The following is a 17,182-nucleotide window of genomic DNA, read 5'->3' as shown; positions in this document are numbered from 1 at the left end:
TTGGGACGGAATTGGGACCGGACTCCGTATCGGATCCGTGGGGCCACACGTTGAAGCGGGGCGGAATGTCGCATCGCTTCGCAAGAGCGCTGCCCTAAGGATGCTTCTTGAACCAGTTGTGCAGGTAATCGACGAAGATCCTCACCTTGGCCGGCAGGTAGCGCCGGTGCGGGTAGACGGCATAGATGCCGCGGTCGGTCGGGGTGTAATCGTTGAACAGGGTCACCAGTTCGCCGCTCTCGATCGGCTTGCGGGCGATGAAATCCGGGATGAAGGCTACGCCGATGCCGGCAAGCGCCGCGCGTAGTGTCGCATGCGGGCTGTTGACTTCTATCGGTCCGGAAACGGCGACGGCGAACGAGGTGTTGTCAGGATTGTGGAAGCGGATGCTCGCCTGGGTGCGCGCATTGGTATCAACGATGAAGGGGACGCTGGAAAGGGCCGTCGGGTGATCGAGATCGGGATAACGCTCAAGAAATTCAGGGGTGGCGCAGATATGGATGCGGAAATCCGATATCTTGCGGGCGATCATGCCGGAATCTTCGAGCTTGGTGATGCGGATCGCCACGTCGAAGCCTTCCTCTATCAGATCGACGAACCGGTCATCGGCAGCGATCTCCAGCGAAAGGTCGGGGTTCTCCTTGGCGAAATCGATCAGCGACTGGCCGACATCTGCATCGACGAAGGTGCGCGGCACGGAAATGCGCAGTCGTCCTTTGAGCTGTGCATTGTTCTCGCGCACGAGATCGGCGAGGTTGTCGATCTCCTTTAAGATATCGGAGGCGGTGCGGTAATAGGTGTGGCCGGCTTCGGTCATGGAGAACTGCCGGGTGGTGCGGTTGAGCAGCAGGGCGCCGAGCTCATCTTCCAGTTCGCGCACATATTTGGAGAGCAGCGCTTTCGAACGGCCCGTGCGCCGTGCCGCGGCGGAGAAGCCTTCGGCCTCGACGACATCGATGAAGGCGCGTATGCGGGTCAAGGTATCCATGGCACCCCTCAGGCTGTTTCGGAATGTTGAACAAATTGGCTCGTCTTGTTCAATAATTTTTTTAGCCCCGAGATCAAAAAATCGCTTGATTATGAAGGCGAATATTCTTATTTCCCACTCAGCCCAAAGTCGCACGTGCCCATGGGTGTCCGCCGAACCCTCGAATTGGTGAGGAAATCGGTAAGGTACCTGGAATTAACCCCTCCAGTCGCTATTCCGGCCAACCGGAAAATGCGAGGACGCCTGAAGCAACGACGGTGCGGGCCTTTTTGTTCTCTCCCTGCTTTCCATCAGCGGGGGTTACTGAAGAGGCACACCATCATTGCCGGAAGTGCGGTTGGGATTCTCCCTCCAATCCATGGCAGACAAAGCCGAACTTACACCGCATCGCGGCGTTGGTTCACTATCTGCGCATCGAGCGCTTGCTATGGTTCCGGGGTCTCCACCGGCTGGTTCCAATGCGAGCTATCGTATGCCCTTTGTCCTCCGGTTGAAACCGGAGCTCTGGAATTGGAAGAGGGAATCGATATGACCACCCAGCGCATCCGCGACTTTCTCGCAACCCGACGTCCCGACGGTCCCTGCCTCGTGGTTGACCTCGACGTCGTTCGCGATAATTTTCACGCCTTCCGCCACGCCATGCCGGACAGCGCCATCTATTACGCCGTCAAGGCCAATCCTGCTCCCGAAGTGCTGAAGCTGCTTGCAGGCCTCGGCTCCAATTTCGATTGCGCATCCGTTGCCGAAATCGAAATGGCGCTCGAAGCCGGTGCAACCGCCGCCCGCATCTCCTACGGCAACACGATCAAGAAGGAACGTGACGTTGCTCGCGCGCATGCGCTCGGCGTCAGCCTCTTTGCCGTCGACAGCCACGAGGAAGTCGAGAAGATCTCGCGCGCCGCTCCCGGCGCCCGTGTCTTCTGCCGCGTGCTCACGGATGGCGAAGGCGCTGAATGGCCGCTGTCGCGCAAGTTCGGCTGCGTTCCGCAGATGGCTGTCGACGTTCTCGTCTACGCCCATCAGCTTGGCCTGCAGTCCTATGGCGTCTCGTTCCATGTCGGTTCGCAGATGACCAAGGTCGATGCCTGGGATTCGGCACTCGCCGATGCCAAGCGCGTCTTCGTATCGCTTGCCAAGCAGGGCATCCACCTGCAGATGGTCAACATGGGCGGCGGCTTCCCTACCAAGTACCTGCGTGACGTTCCGTCCGCAGAAGCTTACGGCAAGTCGATCTACCAGGCGCTGCGCACGCATTTCGGTAACCAGATCCCGCAGACGATCATCGAACCGGGCCGCGGCATGGTCGGCAATGCCGGTGTCATCAAGGCGGAAGTCGTGCTGATTTCGAAGAAGTCGGACAATGACGATGCCCGCTGGGTCTTCCTCGACATCGGCAAGTTCGGCGGTCTCGCCGAGACGATGGACGAAGCCATCCGTTATCCGATCCGCACGGAACACGACGGCGACGAGATGGAGCCCTGCGTTATTGCCGGTCCGACCTGCGATTCGGCCGATGTGCTCTACGAGAAGAACCTCTATCCGTTGCCGATCTCCCTTTCGATCGGCGACGAGGTCCTGATCGAAGGCACCGGCGCCTATACGACGACCTATTCGGCGGTCGCTTTCAACGGTTTCGACCCGTTGAAGGCCTACGTCATCTAAGGTCGTTTCCGCCGGCCCCGTAACCAGCCGGGGCGGCAACTTCACAATTTTCCTTCATCGCCGCTGATAACGGTATTGGGTACGGGAGGCCAAGATGGCCGCTGTTCTTGATTCTGTCCGCGCATTCTTTGCGCCTACCACTTTCGCCATCGACGCCGAGAATCCTTCGGATGTCGTTGCGCGTGAAAACCTGCTCGACCGCGTCATGGGCCCGGATCGCCGCAAGAAGTCGTCGGAGAAGATCCGCCGCAACCGCGTTCCGGCCGAGGGCCTTGCGCTCGTCGCGCGCGATCGCGACGGCCATGTCATCGGCACGGTGCGGCTTTGGAACATCGAGGCCGGCGTCAATGACGAAGGCACGCCGATCAATACGCTGCTGCTTGGACCGCTCGCCATTGCGCCGCATCACGGCGGCAAGGGCATCGGCTCGGCGCTGATGCGCGCGGCGATCCTCGAAGCGAAGAAGCGCGGGCATGGCGCCGTCCTGCTCGTCGGCGATGCTGCCTATTACGAGCGCTTCGGCTTCTTTGCCGAAAAGGCCCGCCATCTTGTCATGCCGGGTCCGTTTGAACGCTCGCGCTTTCTGGCGCTCGAGCTCACGGAAGGCTGGCTTGACGGCGCGGCCGGCATGATCGTCGCCTCGGGACGCATGCTGGCCGGTGCCCCGGTTCGCCGCACAGCCTAGCGCATCGATTCGAAAAGACGCGCGGCGCTTGTAAGGCTGCGCCGACCGGCCGGCCAGGTTGGGAACTTTTCCCCCGGCTGGTAATATCCGCGCCGTTTGACCACCCAGGCAGGCGGGCTTGGTGTGGTTGCGGCGCGGATTATCTTTCTAGCATCAAGTTTCGAGAAGGCGCCGGCGCACGCGGAAACACAATCGCGTGAAAAGTGGCGCCGGCATGCGAACATATCGCTGCGATATCCTATCTTGCGCCACATGATCCGCATTCTCCCCCTTCTGCTTCTCCTCTGCCTGCCGCTTGCCGCAACGGGGCCGGCTGCTGCCCAGAGCACGGCTTCCGCCGTTGGCGGGCTTGGTCCGCGTCTCGATCGCGCGGCGAGCGATCCGGCGATGCGGCCTTTGAAGACGGTGATCGTCGCTCGCGATGGGCGCGTGCTCAGCGAACGTGGGTTTCGTGGTCATTCGCCCTCGGAATCGACCAATATTAAATCCGCTTCGAAGTCGATCATTTCGGCGCTAGTCGGTATCGCCATCGACAAAGGCCTGCTTGAGGGGCCGGATCAGAAGATCGCACCGATCCTCAAGGCCGATCTCCCTGTAACGCCCGACCCGCGCATCAACGACATTACCATCGGCAATCTTCTCTCCATGCAGGCTGGGCTCGATCGCATGTCGGGGGCGAACTACGGCCGCTGGGTCTCCTCGCGCAACTGGGTGCGCTTTGCGCTGTCGCAGCCTTTCGTCGATCAGCCCGGTGGCGAGATGCTTTATTCCACCGCATCCACGCATCTGCTGTCGGCCATTCTCACCAAGGTCGGCCGGCGGCCGACGCTGGTGTTGGCGCGCGAATGGTTGGGTCCGGTCGACGGTTTTCGCATCGGTGCATGGGAGCGCGATCCGCAGGGCATCTATCTCGGCGGCAATCAGATGGCGATGAGCGCCCGCTCCCTGCTTGCCTTCGGCGAACTCTACCGCAACGGCGGCAAGACCGCCGACGGCCGCCAGATCGTCCCTGCCGACTGGATCTCCCAGTCGTGGCAGCAGCGCACCAACTCGCGCTTCTCGGGCGATGAATATGGCTATGCCTGGTTCACGCGGCAGATCGGCGGCGAGCAGGTGCATTTCGCCTGGGGGTATGGCGGGCAGATGCTTTATATCGTGCCGTCGCTCGATCTCACCGTCGTTATGACCTCGGAAGAGAGCGGTCCGTCTGCCCGAAACGGCTACAGGGACTTGCTGCACGGTCTGTTGGCGGACATCATCGGAGCGGTACGGGCCGCCTGAAAACAGCGCCGCGCGTCTTTGCAGACGCGCAAGGGACGCTGGAAACGCTTGAATTGTTGCATTATGCCGCAGGAAAACCCCGCGATCGTTAAATTCTTAGCGAAGCGCCCAATCAAACCGCAAAACGCTTGCTGTAAGTTCCGCGAGAATTTCGGGAAAGCGCCATGCTGCTGGATCTCAGGACAATCTATTTCATTGTTGCCGTGAGCTGTTTCGTGCTGGGCATTCTCCAGCTTGCAGCCTATGCGACCGGCCGCTTCGAGAGGTGGCCGCTCTGGTGGGGTTTGAGCAACCTTCTTGTCGGCGTCGGATCCTTCCTCGTCGCGTTGCGCAATCTCGTTCCAACCTCCGTCTCGATCGACGGCGGCAATATCGTCACCATCGCCGGCTACATGCTGATGTTCTTTGCCGTGCGGGTGTTTTCGGGACGAGCGCTCGACCAACGCACTTTCTGGCTTGCCATCTTGCTCGTCAGCGTTCCTATCGCGCTTATCGTCAGCGATCCCTCGGCAGTCTCGGCGAGGCTCCTCTACGTCTCCGTCATCTGCTGCCTGTGCGATCTTGCCGTCGCAAGGGAGGCAATCATCATTGCCCGGCGCGAGAGGCTTTATTCGGCAGCCTTGCTTGTCGGCCTCTATATTTGCACTGCGGCGATCTTTGCGGTTCGCAGCATTCTCGCGGCGACCGGTGAGATCGGTGGGCCGGATTCTTTCGGCGGCAGTGCAATTCATAGCTGGATGGCGGTATCGGCGGTCGCGTTCATCATGCTGCGCAGCATGGCGATGGTGCTGATGGCCGCCGAGCGCAGCCGAAATCAGCTGACGGAACTCGCTCACCACGATCCGCTGACCGGCGCCCTCAATCGCGGTGGCCTTGCCCAGCATCTGCCGGCGCTCGGTTCTCAGCCGGTATCGCTGCTGATCATCGACATCGACCATTTCAAGCAGCTGAACGACAGGCATGGCCATGCCGCCGGCGACGACATCCTGCGGCTTTTCGCCAGTGTTTCGAGAAGCATCATGGGCTCCGACGACCTGCTTGCCCGTCAAGGTGGGGATGAGTTCCTAGCGGTGCTGAAAAATGTTTCCGGGCAAGATGCGGTGGCGATTGCCGAGCGCATCCGTCTCGCCTTCGCCACCGCCGTCCTGCAGCGGCCGGATCTGGCCGTCTTTCCGACGCTGAGCATCGGCGTTGCCGCGCGCTCGCAAAGCGGCGGAGATTTTGAGCGGCTGATGCAGAAGGCGGACGAGGCGCTCTATCGCTCGAAGCGCGAAGGCCGCAACCGGGTCGAAGTCTTCGGAGAAAATCAGCAGGCCGCGTAGGAACCGGGCGAATGTTCCTATCTCGGAGCGGCTCTATCTCATTGCCTTTGCGCAATTCCGCTGCGCACTTTTGCTGGAATTGCTCTAGATATTCTGATCCATCGTCTCGGCCGGGATTTCGTCGACGCGGTGGACGCGCACGAGCGTCGCCGGCACGCCGGCGACTGTGCAATGCGTGGGAACCGACTTGAGCACGACGCTGCCGGCGGCGACTTTGCTGAAGGCGCCGATTTCGATATTGCCGAGGATCTTGGCGCCCGCGCCGATCATCACGCCGTGTCGGATCTTCGGGTGGCGGTCGCCGGTCTCCTTGCCGGTGCCGCCGAGCGTGACGTTCTGCAGGATGGACACTTCATCCTCGATGACAGCCGTTTCGCCGATGACGATGCCCGAACCGTGGTCGAGCATGATGGACGCGCCTATCCGCGCCGCCGGATGGATATCCGGGCCGAAGACCAGCGAAACGAGATTGGCGAGCCAACTGGCGATCTCCGGACGGCCGGAGACCCAGAGCGCATGGGCGATACGATGCGTCTGCAGCGCATGAAAGCCCTTGAGATTGAGAAGCGCGTGCAGAAATGTCGTGCAGGCCGGATCGCGCTCGCGCACGGCGATGAGATCGGCCTCGACCTTCCGCATGATATCGCCATCAAGTGTGGACAGGATGAGATCGAAGAGATCACCTGTTTCCACCTGCGCCACGGAGAGCCGCGCGGCCAGCACGCGGGCGATGATCTCATCGTTGCCAGCGGTGTCCGTTACCTGAGCGGCAAGCAGCTGCTGCAATATCGGCTCGCGTACGGCGAGTTCAACGGCCTCGGCGCGGATCACGGTCCAGACGGATGCGTCGCCCAAAGCCTGCGGCTGTTGTTCGGTCAAACCGAGGCCGGTCGATTTCGACATTCTCGTTTCCTCTGTCAGCCAAGGTGGCGCGCAAAGCGCTTCCTACCGTGCTTCATGTTTCGCCCGGGCAAGGCGTTTGGCAAGCCCCGATATCCTATGGCCTTGGGTCCGATAGCATATTCTAGCCGGATGGCTGCAGGCGAGCAGTCAGCTCCGGAAGCCGGCGCCAATGATAGAGTACATCAGGCTCGCGTTCTTCGTTATCGGCGCCATCGGTCTCCTCCTCGGCGATAAAACCGTGCCGTTCGTAGAAAGCGCGAGCGCCCGCATTACGCTGAAACGTCCAGAGCTTGATCTCGTTCATCTCCTCCTTAGCGCAGCCAAGGAGGGAGGAGCCGATGCCCATGCCCTGGAACCCGGGGAGAACGTAAAGCTGCTCTATCCAGTTGTCGCCATAGGCGATGACACCGACGAGCCGGTTGCCCATGGCAGCGCCGAGGATCGAGCAATTCGGCAGCAGATGCATGCGCCAGTACTGCTCCTCTTCCTCGGGCGTATGCACATCAGGCAGCCAGGGCAGCCGTTCCCACAGGGTGACATGTCTGATTCCGGCCGCCGCCTGCATGTGATCGGCGGTGAGCGCCATGATTTCGGGTTCCATCAGGGCACCGTCCATTGCCGACAACGGGCCTCAAGCCGAAATGTCGACGACGCCGCAATCGCCGGCTTCCGAGCCGAAGGCGAGCAGCTTGCCGTTTTTGCTCCAGCTCATCGCCGTGATCGCGCCCTTGCCGGGTCGGCGCAGCAGCGCTTCCTTGCTGTCGGTGATGCGCACGGCCAGGATCATACCGTCGATGAAGCCGATGGCGAGGATGTCTTCGAGCGGATGGAACTTCACCGCGGTCGCCATGATATTGGCGCGGGTGCCGAGCTCCATCGGCGCCTTGCCCATCGGCCCGTCCTTGCCCTGGAAGGGCCAAACGATTGCCGCAGGCGCGCCTGAAGACGCGAGCCACTTGCCCTTGACCGACCAGGAGAGCGATTTCACCTTGGCGGGGTAGCCGGTCATGCGCATGTGGCGGGCTTCGGTACCGGGCTTGATGTCGAGCTTCCAGCCGTGCAGTGCGTTTTCCTGCATCGAGGTGACGAGGAAATTACCATCGGGCGAGAAGGTGACGCCGGTATGCGCACCCTTCCATTCCAGATCGACCGGCTTGGCGTTCATGCCGATCCAGTGCAGCGACACGCCGTTGTAGCGCGCCGCCGCGATGCGCAGGCCTTTCGGTGCAAAGGCAAGGCCCTCGACCGTGCGCTCCTCGGGGAATTCCTTGGTCGTGCCGTCGGCAAGGCGCACGAGCGAACTCTTGCCGTAGGAATAGGCAACGGCACCCTGCGGGCCGGCTGCGACCTGCGAAATCCACTTGCGCGGCGCGGTCGCGATTTCGCTGACGCTGCCGTCGGCGGCAATGCGCAGCACCTTGCCGTCCTCGCCGCCCGAGATCAGGCTCTCGCTGTAGGGATCACGGATCGCGGTGAGCATGCCCTGGTGGGCTTCGGAAACCCTGTCGCCGCCGTCCAGCCGGTGGAATGTACCGTTTGCGCTTGCGAAGAAGGGAACATCACCTAAAAATTCGACGGCCAGAACGTGGCCGTCGAGATCAAGCGGTGCAACTGTCGGCATCAGGCGGCTGCCTCGCAGGCCTTGAAGGAGGCTTCGAGCTTCTCGCGGTCAAGTTCGCGGCCGATGAAGACGAGACGGCTCTCGTGCTTTTCGCCTTCTTTCCACGGTCGCTGGTGGTCGCCCTCGATGATCATGTGCACGCCCTGAACGACATACCGCTCGGGATCGTCCTTGAAGGCGATGATGCCCTTGAGACGCAGAATATTCGGCCCCTGGGTCTGGGTGATCTTCTGGATCCAGGGGAAGAAGCGCTCCGGGTTCATCTCGCCGCCGCGCAGCGACACCGACTGCACCGTTACATCGTGGATCGCCGACATCGCGCCATGTTGATGGGCGCCATGGTGATGATGGTCGTGGCCGTGGTCACCATGCTGATGATCATGGTCATGATGGTGGTGGTCGTGATCGCAATCGGGGCCGCAGACATGGTCGTCATGGCCTTGCTCAAGGAAATGCGGATCGTTTTCGAGCGCGCGCTCCAGGTTGAAGGCGCCCTGATCGAGCACGCGAGCGAGATCGACGCCCGAGCGGCTGGTCTTGTAGACGCGGGCGGCCGGGTTGATGGCGCGGACGATATCCTCGATCACATCAAGTTCTTCCGGGGTCACGAGGTCGCTCTTGTTGATGATGACGACATCGGCGAAGGCGATCTGGTCCTCGGCCTCGCGGCTGTCCTTCAGGCGCAGCGGCAGGTGCTTGGCATCGACGAGGGCGACGACGGCGTCGAGCTCGGTCTTGGCGCGCACGTCATCATCCATGAAGAAGGTCTGGGCGACCGGCACTGGATCGGCAAGGCCCGTCGTTTCGACGATGATGCCGTCGAAGCGGCCGGGACGGCGCATCAGGCCTTCGACGACGCGGATCAGGTCGCCGCGCACCGTGCAACAGACGCAGCCATTGTTCATCTCGTAGATTTCCTCGTCCGACTCGACGATCAGGTCGTTGTCGATGCCGATTTCGCCGAATTCATTGACGATGACCGCATATTTCTTGCCGTGATTTTCGGAGAGAATGCGGTTGAGCAGCGTCGTCTTGCCGGCGCCGAGATAACCGGTGAGCACGGTAACGGGAATGGGCTTCAGGGTGGAGATCGCGTCGGTCATGAGAACCTCTAGGATTAGGCGTGCGGACGAGCGGCTTGGGATCGGCTGCTTGAACGGTTGGTCTCATATAATGGCTTGAGCGTGGCAGTTCAAAGGGTTTTATAATGTTATAAGATCACATCGTTTGCGCGGCGCAGACGACCCATATTTACCGCAGCTGAGTGATGTCAAATGCATCGACATCCTCCAGCAGTTCCACCAGTCCCTTGACCGCATGCGCAATTAGCGCCTCGCCCTTTTGCACCGTCGCAGCCGCGGCGTTGCCCGCCACGCCTTCCGTATTGAGATCCGACATCTTCCAGCCGAAGGTGTGTGGTCCGTAGGCGCGCAGATGTTTGAAGCGCTCGGCGAATTCCGTTTGTCGCGAGGAAAAGTCCGCCGCCTTCGCCATATCTACCTTATCGGGATGAAGCGCCAGCATCACCGAGGTCTCGATATCGCCGCCATGGATGCCGATCGCCTTTTCCTCCGGCGTGACCACGCCATCCGGCACGCCGAAACGGGTCCAGCTCGTTGCCACCGCCAGCATGGCAAAGCGGACTCGCGCCTCGGTCGCGACGATCGATATGACGGGCGAATTGCCGCCATGGGCGTTCAGCATCACGAATTTGCGGATGCCCTGCTTTGCCAATCCCTCGGCGATGCCGAGCCAGCGGTTTACCGCTTCGTCGAAGGCAAGCGTCTTCGTTCCTTCAACATCCATATGCTCTATGGAATAGCCGATGGATTCGGCGGGCAGGAAGGTGACCGGTAGGCCGGCGGGCAAGGCTATCTTCAATCGCCCGGCTATGCCTTCGGCAATCAGAGTGTCGGTTTCGAAGGGCAGGTGAGGGCCGTGCTGTTCATGGGCGCCGAGCGGCAGCACGGCGATCAAGCGGCGCCCGTCAGGTGCAAAGGCCGGGTTGCCGTCCTCGAAGCGCGGCGAAGGTGTCATCATCCGGTCGTTGCCTCTTGTTTATGACGAGATCCTGAGCAATGTCATATCGCAGCGGCGCCGGGGCTTAAAGATCAAAGGGATGGCTATGGGAAAGAAGCACAAGGACGGCAAAAAGAACAAGTCCAAGAAGAAGGACCAGACCGAGTATACGCTCGTCGATCTCTCCCCGGCTCTGACCCAGGCGGCACGTTCCATGCGGACAGTGCTCTCGCGCAACCTGCTCGAAAGCGGCCTCTATGCCGGCCAGGATGGCGTCATTCTCTCGCTTGCCGAGAGCGACGGCATGACGGCCGGCGGCCTTGCCCAGAAGCTCGGCGTCAAGGCGCCGACAATGACACGCACGATCGGCCGCATGGAGGCGCAGGGCTTCCTCGAGCGCAAGCCCGATGCGGAAGATGCGCGCCTCACCAAGGTCTATCTCACCGAACTCGGCCGCGGCAGCGTTCAGGGGATCGAGATGGCGGCCTCGGCCTGCGACAGCCTGGCGACGCAGGAGTTCTCCGAGAAGGAAATTCGCAATCTCGTCCGCTTGCTGAAGGCGATCGATGCCAATCTGCAGGCCGAAGCCATTCATATCGAAGAACCGGACGAAGACTGAAATTTCCCCGAAAGACGAATTGCTTCCACCGATTAAATCTTTTAATTAAACATTTTAAGGGCCGCGCCGGTTTGCTGGCGGGGTCTTGCTGCTTGCGTGCTGCCTGGAGGAGGACACGTGGTCCAGAAGATCAAGCTTTCGACGATCGCCGAAACGCTCGGCATTTCAACGGCGACCGTATCGCTTGCCTTACGCGACAGTCCGCTCGTCGCCGGCAATACGCGGGAGAAGATCAAGGAACAGGCGCGCGCGCTCGGTTATATTTACAATCGCCGCGCCGCCAGCCTTCGCACCTCGCGCTCCGGCATCATCGGCGTCGTCGTGCACGACATCATGAACCCCTTCTATGGGGAGATCCTGAAGGCGATCGAAAGCGAGCTCGACCGCAGCCGCCACACCTTCATCCTTTCCAACCACTACGACAATGTCGAAAAGCAGCGCACCTTCATCGAGACACTGCTGCAGCTCGGCGGCGACGGCGTCATCATGTCGCCGGCGATCGGTACGCCGCCTGAGGACGTGCAGCTGGCAGAAGACAACGGCATGCCGGCGATCCTGGTCGCCCGCTCGATGGAAGGGCAGGACCTGCCGACCTATCGCGGCGACGACAGCTACGGCATTTCGCTTGCCACCAACCACCTGATCGGCCTCGGTCATCGCTCGATCGCCATGATCGGCGGTACGGACCAGACATCCACCGGCCGCGATCGCTACCAGGGTTATGTCAACTCGCTGCGTAAGGCCGGCATCGAGGTCGATCCGAACCTGCGCATTCCCGGACCGCGCTCGAAACAGGGCGGTTTCGAGGCCGCGGTGCATTTCCTTTCGCTACCGCAGAAGCCGACCGCAGCCGTCTGCTGGAACGATCTCGTGGCGATCGGCCTGATGAACGGCATTGCGCGCGCCGGTCTGGTGCCGGGGCGCGATATTTCCGTCACCGGTTATGACGATCTCGAGGAGGCCTCGATCGCTACGCCTGCGCTAACGACCGTCTGGAACGGTCAGGCCGAGGTCGGGCGCCTGGCCGCCCGGGCGCTGCTCGATCGCCTCGCCGGCAGCCATGAGCCTGATGGCATGCATCTGATCAAGCCGGAAATGCGTATTCGCCAGTCCACCAGTCCCCATCGGCCCCGCGCCTGAACCACGACCGCCATCCAAGAGGAAAAGCCATGTCCCGCATCGCCATTCTCGTTCCCGGGAAGATACACGAGCGTGTTCTCGAAAGGCTGAAGGATCGTTTTGAGATTATTGCCGTCGCACGCGAGGAGAAGCTTGCGCTTGACAGCGAGACCGCCGGCCACATCCGCGGCGTCGCCGTTTCCGGTTCCTTCCCGGGCGCCTGGATGGAGCAGCTGCCGCATGTCGAAGTGATCGCCAATTTCGGTGTCGGCTATGACGGCGTCGATGTGAAACACGCCGCCGAAAAAGGCATCGTCGTCACCAATACGCCTGATGTGCTGAACGATGAGGTCGCCGATACGGCGATCGGCCTGCTGCTGAACACGGTGCGCGAGCTGCCGCGGGCCGAAGCCTGGCTGCGTGCCGGCAACTGGAAGCCGGGCACGGCCTATCCGCTATCGCGATTCTCGCTCAAGGGCCGCCATGTCGGGCTTTATGGCCTTGGCCGCATCGGGCTCGAAATCGCAAAGCGGCTGGAGCCGTTCAAGGTGAAGATCAGTTATCACACACGTTCGCGCCATGCCGATGTGTCCTACGATTATCACCCGACGTTGAAGGGGCTGGCGGAAGCGGTGGATACGCTGATCGCCATCGTTCCGAAGACGCCGCAGACGCACAAGACGATCGATGCGGATATTCTGGCAGCACTCGGCCCTGACGGCATTCTCGTCAATGTCGGCCGCGGCTGGACGGTGGACGAAGAGGCGCTGAGTGCCGCCCTTGCCTCCGGCGCGCTCGGGGCAGCCGGCCTCGACGTCTTCTATGAAGAGCCGACCGTGCCTGCCGACCTGCTGGAACCGACCAATGCCGTGCTGCTGCCGCACGTCGCCTCCGCATCCGTGCCGACACGCAATGCGATGGCCGATCTCGTCGCCGACAATCTCATCGCCTGGTTCGAGAAGGGTGCGGCGCTGACGCCGGTGCCGGAGACGCCGCAGAAGGCTTAGGCGCGGGGGCGCCGGTCCAGGAGCGATCGGGAGCCTCACCTGATGTCAATCGACTGTTATTCCTCGATGATATGTTGCCCGACACGAACCCTTCGGCTACATTCCTGCCGATTTTTACAACTTAGGTTCGTAACTTTCCGGGCGGCTTGAAGCCGAACCGTAAGGTTAGCCGAACAAAAAGGATTGACGGCATGTCGGAGCCAAGCACGCCGAACACCACGACCCGCGAGACGTGCCCGGGTCTGATGCCTACGCTTTCAACCGGCAATCTGCCCGCCGTCGTGACGGTCGTTCTTCCGCCTGAAAAGGCCGGCGAGGTCAGCGATCTCGCAGAGCGGTTCAGGCTGGCAACCGTAGAGCCGCATGGTCTGATCACCTTCGGCCAGGAGGCTATCGGCGGTTTTGGCGCCAAGCTCGATGCCATCCTTTCGCAGATCACCAATGCGCAGTCGCCGGTGCTGTTCGAATTATTCCGGACGATCCGGGATGGCGTCAATGATGCCGATCTCAAAGGGCTCGAGGCAAGCATCCGGGAGAAGCTGAAGGGCAATTTCCTCGAGCGCCTGCTGATGGCTGTCGGTCTTGGTGATCCGGCCAAACGCCTGAAGACGGTGACGGACGAGGTTCGCGGCATGCTGCAAAGCAAGGCCAAGTCCCTCGGCGATCTCGTCAGGCCGATGGAGGTGCAGATCGAGGAGGAGAGTGGCAAGCTCATCCTCGAGGTGTCGCGCATGAGTACGCTGGCGCAGGGGTATCGCGATACGATCGTGTCTCTCGGCGTCTTCGTCGAGGCCGGCCGCCGTATCGTCGCCGATGCCGGCCGCGAACTTGACCGGTTGACCAAAGAGGCGGCCTCCGGCGATCCGCTCAAGGTGCAGGAAGCCCGCGATTTCTCGCAGAAGCTCGACATCTTCCAGAACCGGGTCCTCGTTCTTGAAACCGCCTATGCCAAGGCTCCGGCTGATCTCGACTCGATCGGGATTGCACGTGGTGCTGCGCTCGCGACCCTTGCGGATACGGTCACCTCGGCCAATGCGGAATTCAATGACATCAAGTCGATCCTCATTCGGCTGCACGCGCTCTTCCAGATGCAGTCGATCCAGCAGATGAACGCCATGCGGCGCGAACTGCGCGCATCGCTTCAGCAATATGGATCGCAGGTGCTCGAGGATGTTTCGGTCAATGCAGTCAAAGCCGCCGGCGAGACCCGGCTTGCCGATGCCGATCTGGTGCTTAGCACCGCCCAGCGGCTGCGCGATATCGCCGACAAGGTGGTCGCCGAAGGCGAGCGAAACAAGGAGCGTTATGCTGCCGCCCGCGTCAAGCTCGAGCAAGCGCGACAAATCGTGACCGATCGCCCGATCTGAGATTTCAGGAGAACCACAGCGCATGGCAACCTTCAAGCTCAACAAGGGTCAGTCATTTCAGATCCAGAAGGAAATCCAGCTCGTCCATTCGGGACTTGTCTGGGATCCGCCCGAAGGTTCAGGCCCGGCCTTCGATCTCGACGTGCATTGTTTTGCGCTGGTCCATCCGGGCGGCGATGCCAACCGTGCGCGGCTCTACAATGAAGGCTCGCATGCGCTGTGTTATGCTTTCGTGCGCAGTTCCGGCAATCCGGAAGGCTCGCTCATCAAGAACGCCGACGGCTCCTTCCAGACGGATGACGGCTCGATGTGGCACGAACGTGACGACCGGACCGGACGTGGCGGCCTGATAAAAAGGTCAGAGCCGGACGATGACGGTGACGAAGACGGCCATGGCGGCGGTCATCATGACGAGGGGTTCCGCGAGGAGTTCAAGATCGTGCTGGCGAAGCTGCCGGCGGAGGTCTCGGAGCTTGCCGTCTGGGCGACGATCCATGATGCGGAACGCAAGAGACAAGACTTCGGCAAGGTCAAGAACGCTTATATCGAAGTTTGCGATGCGATGGACGACGAGCTCTGCCGCTACCAGCTTACGGCCGAGTTTGCCGGCAAGACGACGATACAGGTGGCTTCCTTTCTGAAGCAGCCGGATGGATCCTGGCGATTCCATGCCGTCGGCGCGGGATCGAATGCCGGACTTGGCGACGTCATTCAAGCCTATTTCGGCTGAACGGGAGCCTCACTTGACAAGCGGCAAGGCAGATGGACCACCGGAAAAGGAGCCGGGCCGGTTGCCAAAGGTGCTTTTTCCGGAAAGCGCATCGCCTGAGATTGCCGCTCCTTCCCGGCCGCCTGCTGAACCGAGAATCCTGTTTGGTTCGCCGCAAGCCCCGACACCCAAAGGCGACACACCGCGCGTTCTTGCGGCCGGCGAAGTTCGCCGGCGCATTCCCTGCAGCGTGGCGGCGCTTCTGGAGATCGACACCAATGCTGCGGCATCGCTTGCGTCGACGGCGCTGCGCATCGTTGACGGGACCAATCTCGACGACCATCATTTCGACGACGTCGTGCGCTTTGGCGCCAGCCTCCAGGCAGAGCATGGCAGGCTTGCCGAAAGCGAACTCGCCCTTGTCGACAGCGAAGTGTTGGCGCGTGGAAAGCGCCTGAGTGCCGAGCTGCTCCAGCGTCTCGGCGATCTCGACCCTGACCGCGTCTTTGCCGTTCGCGGCGGCGTTCTGAGGGCGATCAAAGCGCTGGCGGCGCCGCGCGATCCTGCCGGCCTGTTTTCGCAGCTTTACCCTGAAGTGCAGGCCTTGGCGAAAGAGCTCGATACGCTTGCGCCCGAGATTGTCACCATCGCGAAAGGGTTGCGCGCGGTCGGCAAAGGATATGCGACGCTCGACCGCAATCTGGCGGCCCATATTCTGGCGGGGCGTTTCCTCGTTCATTACGTCAGCGGGCTCCAACTGTCCGATCACGAGCGGCAGGCGCATTACGCCTCGCAAGCCGAGGCGATCGAGACGAGGACTGTCAGTCTCGCGGCCACGAAAGCCACGATTGAGGTGAGCACGCGGACGGTTGCTGCCGTTGCACGACACGTCGATGCATTGGGACACGCTGCAGAAGGCCTGTTGCAGGAGGAACTGCCGGCGTGGCATGCGGCCTATTCCGCGGCGCTGACGGCGGCGCGAACCGCTCAATCACCATCGCAGGCCGGCGCCGGAGCGCCGTTGCGCGGCATTCACGCGCGTATTCTAGGAAAACTAAAATCGGAGGGATGACCCATGACGACATTCAAGCTGCACAAGCCCGAGGAAGAAGTTCGCCGCGTCGGCTTCGTCCTTCAGAAACAGGGCATTCACGAGCGCATTCCGGCGCAGGTCGGCCTCAACATCGATGTCTCGGGCTCGATGAGCGACCTTTTCAAATCCGGCGCGGTACAGGCGGCGCTTGAGCGTATTCTTCCCGTCGCTCTTTATTTCGATGATGACGGGCGTATCGATACCTGGGTGTTCTCCAATCAGGAGAAGATGGCATCGCTCGCGCCGGCTACCGCGAAAAATTACGAAGGTTACGTCGAGCGCGAGATCATCAGCAATAATAAGCTGAAAACCGTGCTCTGGGGTGGCACCGATTATGGCCCAGTCATCCGCTCGAACCTGATGACATATGGTTTGATGGAAGAGGAGGCGGCTGGCGGCCTGCTCGGCATGATCTTCGGGATGAGCCGCGATACATTCGGCGAGGAGACACGTTCGGGTGTTCCGGCGATCAACTACTTCCTCACGGATGGCGAGAATGCCGACCGGGATGCGGCCTGGACGCTGCTGCAGAAGGCCGAGCACGCCGAATCGCAGATATACTACGTCATGGTCGGCGTCGGTGACGAACGCTTCGACTTCCTGCGCAGCGCGGCAGAGCAATTTCCGAATGTCGGCTTCGTCAGCGTCAAGGATCTTGGGGAGTTCGTCGGCAGCGACGATGCCTATGAGAAACTGCTGCCGGCGGAGCTCTGCACCTGGCTCAAGCATGAGCATGATGACGAGGACGAAGATCACCATTGATCGACGCGGTTCAACGCCCGGCGGG

Annotated in this window: 17 protein-coding genes; 11 read left to right on the top strand and 6 right to left on the bottom strand. The window is 61.3% G+C overall.

Annotated elements, in window-relative coordinates; translation table 11 throughout:
• Positions 1 to 94: 94 nt before the first annotated feature.
• Entirely contained in the window at positions 95 to 988 is an 894-nt protein-coding gene (locus tag RLCC275e_RS18750; RefSeq protein WP_003542994.1) for a LysR family transcriptional regulator, read from the bottom strand.
• 528 nt (positions 989 to 1,516) lie between these two features.
• Here RLCC275e_RS18750 and odc2 point away from each other — a divergent pair.
• The 4 genes from odc2 to RLCC275e_RS18730 all read left to right on the top strand — a co-directional run bounded on the left by odc2 (position 1,517) and on the right by RLCC275e_RS18730 (position 5,938).
• Positions 1,517 to 2,650, top strand: coding sequence for an ornithine/lysine decarboxylase (gene odc2, locus RLCC275e_RS18745; RefSeq protein WP_003542992.1), 1,134 nt, complete (start codon positions 1,517 to 1,519; stop codon positions 2,648 to 2,650).
• A 94-nt stretch (positions 2,651 to 2,744) separates the two neighbouring features.
• Positions 2,745 to 3,335 (top strand): GNAT family N-acetyltransferase, encoded by a 591-nt coding sequence (locus RLCC275e_RS18740; RefSeq protein WP_033179628.1) that lies wholly within the window; start codon positions 2,745 to 2,747, stop codon positions 3,333 to 3,335.
• A gap of 252 nt (positions 3,336 to 3,587) precedes the next feature.
• A complete protein-coding gene (locus RLCC275e_RS18735; RefSeq protein ID WP_033179630.1) occupies positions 3,588 to 4,616 on the top strand; it encodes a serine hydrolase domain-containing protein in 1,029 nt (342 codons plus the stop codon).
• 164 nt (positions 4,617 to 4,780) lie between these two features.
• Positions 4,781 to 5,938, top strand: a complete 1,158-nt coding sequence (locus RLCC275e_RS18730; protein WP_033179631.1) for a GGDEF domain-containing protein — start codon at positions 4,781 to 4,783, stop codon at positions 5,936 to 5,938.
• A gap of 84 nt (positions 5,939 to 6,022) precedes the next feature.
• Here the strand turns inward: RLCC275e_RS18730 and cysE are convergent, their stop codons facing one another.
• The 5 genes from cysE to RLCC275e_RS18705 form a co-directional block, all read right to left on the bottom strand.
• Complete coding sequence (gene cysE, locus RLCC275e_RS18725) at positions 6,023 to 6,841, bottom strand: serine O-acetyltransferase (protein WP_033179632.1); 819 nt, start codon at positions 6,839 to 6,841, stop codon at positions 6,023 to 6,025.
• 121 nt (positions 6,842 to 6,962) lie between these two features.
• On the bottom strand, positions 6,963 to 7,457 hold the full coding sequence (locus RLCC275e_RS18720; RefSeq protein ID WP_033179633.1) for a GNAT family N-acetyltransferase: 495 nt from the start codon (positions 7,455 to 7,457) through the stop codon (positions 6,963 to 6,965).
• A gap of 15 nt (positions 7,458 to 7,472) precedes the next feature.
• Positions 7,473 to 8,462: a WD40 repeat domain-containing protein gene (locus tag RLCC275e_RS18715; RefSeq protein WP_033179634.1), complete on the bottom strand. Its 990-nt coding sequence runs from the start codon at positions 8,460 to 8,462 to the stop codon at positions 7,473 to 7,475.
• On the bottom strand, positions 8,462 to 9,565 hold the full coding sequence (locus RLCC275e_RS18710; protein ID WP_033179635.1) for a CobW family GTP-binding protein: 1,104 nt from the start codon (positions 9,563 to 9,565) through the stop codon (positions 8,462 to 8,464). The genes RLCC275e_RS18715 and RLCC275e_RS18710 overlap by 1 nt, the downstream gene beginning before the upstream one ends.
• 148 nt (positions 9,566 to 9,713) lie before the next feature.
• Positions 9,714 to 10,502, bottom strand: coding sequence for a creatininase family protein (locus RLCC275e_RS18705; RefSeq protein WP_033179636.1), 789 nt, complete (start codon positions 10,500 to 10,502; stop codon positions 9,714 to 9,716).
• Positions 10,503 to 10,587: 85 nt separating this feature from the next.
• On the opposite strand from RLCC275e_RS18705, the gene RLCC275e_RS18700 reads away from it, so the two are divergent.
• From RLCC275e_RS18700 to RLCC275e_RS18670, 7 genes are all read left to right on the top strand, one after another.
• Complete coding sequence (locus RLCC275e_RS18700) at positions 10,588 to 11,100, top strand: MarR family winged helix-turn-helix transcriptional regulator (RefSeq protein WP_011653550.1); 513 nt, start codon at positions 10,588 to 10,590, stop codon at positions 11,098 to 11,100.
• 117 nt (positions 11,101 to 11,217) lie between these two features.
• Positions 11,218 to 12,240 (top strand): LacI family DNA-binding transcriptional regulator, encoded by a 1,023-nt coding sequence (locus RLCC275e_RS18695; protein WP_003542973.1) that lies wholly within the window; start codon positions 11,218 to 11,220, stop codon positions 12,238 to 12,240.
• 29 nt (positions 12,241 to 12,269) lie between these two features.
• Positions 12,270 to 13,226, top strand: coding sequence for a 2-hydroxyacid dehydrogenase (locus RLCC275e_RS18690; protein WP_033179637.1), 957 nt, complete (start codon positions 12,270 to 12,272; stop codon positions 13,224 to 13,226).
• 191 nt (positions 13,227 to 13,417) lie between these two features.
• A complete protein-coding gene (locus RLCC275e_RS18685) occupies positions 13,418 to 14,593 on the top strand; it encodes a Toxic anion resistance protein (TelA) (RefSeq protein ID WP_033179638.1) in 1,176 nt (391 codons plus the stop codon).
• Between the two features lie 22 nt (positions 14,594 to 14,615).
• Positions 14,616 to 15,323, top strand: a complete 708-nt coding sequence (locus RLCC275e_RS18680; RefSeq protein ID WP_003552860.1) for a TerD family protein — start codon at positions 14,616 to 14,618, stop codon at positions 15,321 to 15,323.
• A 13-nt stretch (positions 15,324 to 15,336) separates the two neighbouring features.
• A complete protein-coding gene (locus tag RLCC275e_RS18675; protein ID WP_033179639.1) occupies positions 15,337 to 16,374 on the top strand; it encodes a hypothetical protein in 1,038 nt (345 codons plus the stop codon).
• A 3-nt stretch (positions 16,375 to 16,377) separates the two neighbouring features.
• Positions 16,378 to 17,157, top strand: coding sequence for a VWA domain-containing protein (locus tag RLCC275e_RS18670; RefSeq protein WP_024322302.1), 780 nt, complete (start codon positions 16,378 to 16,380; stop codon positions 17,155 to 17,157).
• Positions 17,158 to 17,182 lie beyond the last annotated feature (25 nt).

It is taken from the genome of Rhizobium brockwellii (genome assembly GCF_000769405.2).
Taxonomy (GTDB): Bacteria; Pseudomonadota; Alphaproteobacteria; order Rhizobiales; family Rhizobiaceae; genus Rhizobium; species Rhizobium brockwellii.
This window is presented reverse-complemented; position numbering and strand designations above follow the sequence as displayed.

What these genes read in the sequence shown, in the direction of transcription:
- RLCC275e_RS18720 (WP_033179633.1), bottom strand. Translation starts at nt 7,457, where the DNA reads ATGGACGGTGCCCTGATGGAACCCGAAATCATGGCGCTCACCGCCGAT.
- RLCC275e_RS18705 (WP_033179636.1), bottom strand. Translation starts at nt 10,502, where the DNA reads ATGATGACACCTTCGCCGCGCTTCGAGGACGGCAACCCGGCCTTTGCA.
- cysE (WP_033179632.1), bottom strand. Translation starts at nt 6,841, where the DNA reads ATGTCGAAATCGACCGGCCTCGGTTTGACCGAACAACAGCCGCAGGCT.
- RLCC275e_RS18750 (WP_003542994.1), bottom strand. Translation starts at nt 988, where the DNA reads ATGGATACCTTGACCCGCATACGCGCCTTCATCGATGTCGTCGAGGCC.
- RLCC275e_RS18700 (WP_011653550.1), top strand. Translation starts at nt 10,588, where the DNA reads ATGGGAAAGAAGCACAAGGACGGCAAAAAGAACAAGTCCAAGAAGAAG.
- RLCC275e_RS18740 (WP_033179628.1), top strand. Translation starts at nt 2,745, where the DNA reads ATGGCCGCTGTTCTTGATTCTGTCCGCGCATTCTTTGCGCCTACCACT.
- RLCC275e_RS18715 (WP_033179634.1), bottom strand. Translation starts at nt 8,462, where the DNA reads ATGCCGACAGTTGCACCGCTTGATCTCGACGGCCACGTTCTGGCCGTC.
- RLCC275e_RS18730 (WP_033179631.1), top strand. Translation starts at nt 4,781, where the DNA reads ATGCTGCTGGATCTCAGGACAATCTATTTCATTGTTGCCGTGAGCTGT.
- RLCC275e_RS18680 (WP_003552860.1), top strand. Translation starts at nt 14,616, where the DNA reads ATGGCAACCTTCAAGCTCAACAAGGGTCAGTCATTTCAGATCCAGAAG.
- RLCC275e_RS18670 (WP_024322302.1), top strand. Translation starts at nt 16,378, where the DNA reads ATGACGACATTCAAGCTGCACAAGCCCGAGGAAGAAGTTCGCCGCGTC.
- RLCC275e_RS18685 (WP_033179638.1), top strand. Translation starts at nt 13,418, where the DNA reads ATGTCGGAGCCAAGCACGCCGAACACCACGACCCGCGAGACGTGCCCG.
- RLCC275e_RS18735 (WP_033179630.1), top strand. Translation starts at nt 3,588, where the DNA reads ATGATCCGCATTCTCCCCCTTCTGCTTCTCCTCTGCCTGCCGCTTGCC.
- RLCC275e_RS18710 (WP_033179635.1), bottom strand. Translation starts at nt 9,565, where the DNA reads ATGACCGACGCGATCTCCACCCTGAAGCCCATTCCCGTTACCGTGCTC.
- odc2 (WP_003542992.1), top strand. Translation starts at nt 1,517, where the DNA reads ATGACCACCCAGCGCATCCGCGACTTTCTCGCAACCCGACGTCCCGAC.
- RLCC275e_RS18690 (WP_033179637.1), top strand. Translation starts at nt 12,270, where the DNA reads ATGTCCCGCATCGCCATTCTCGTTCCCGGGAAGATACACGAGCGTGTT.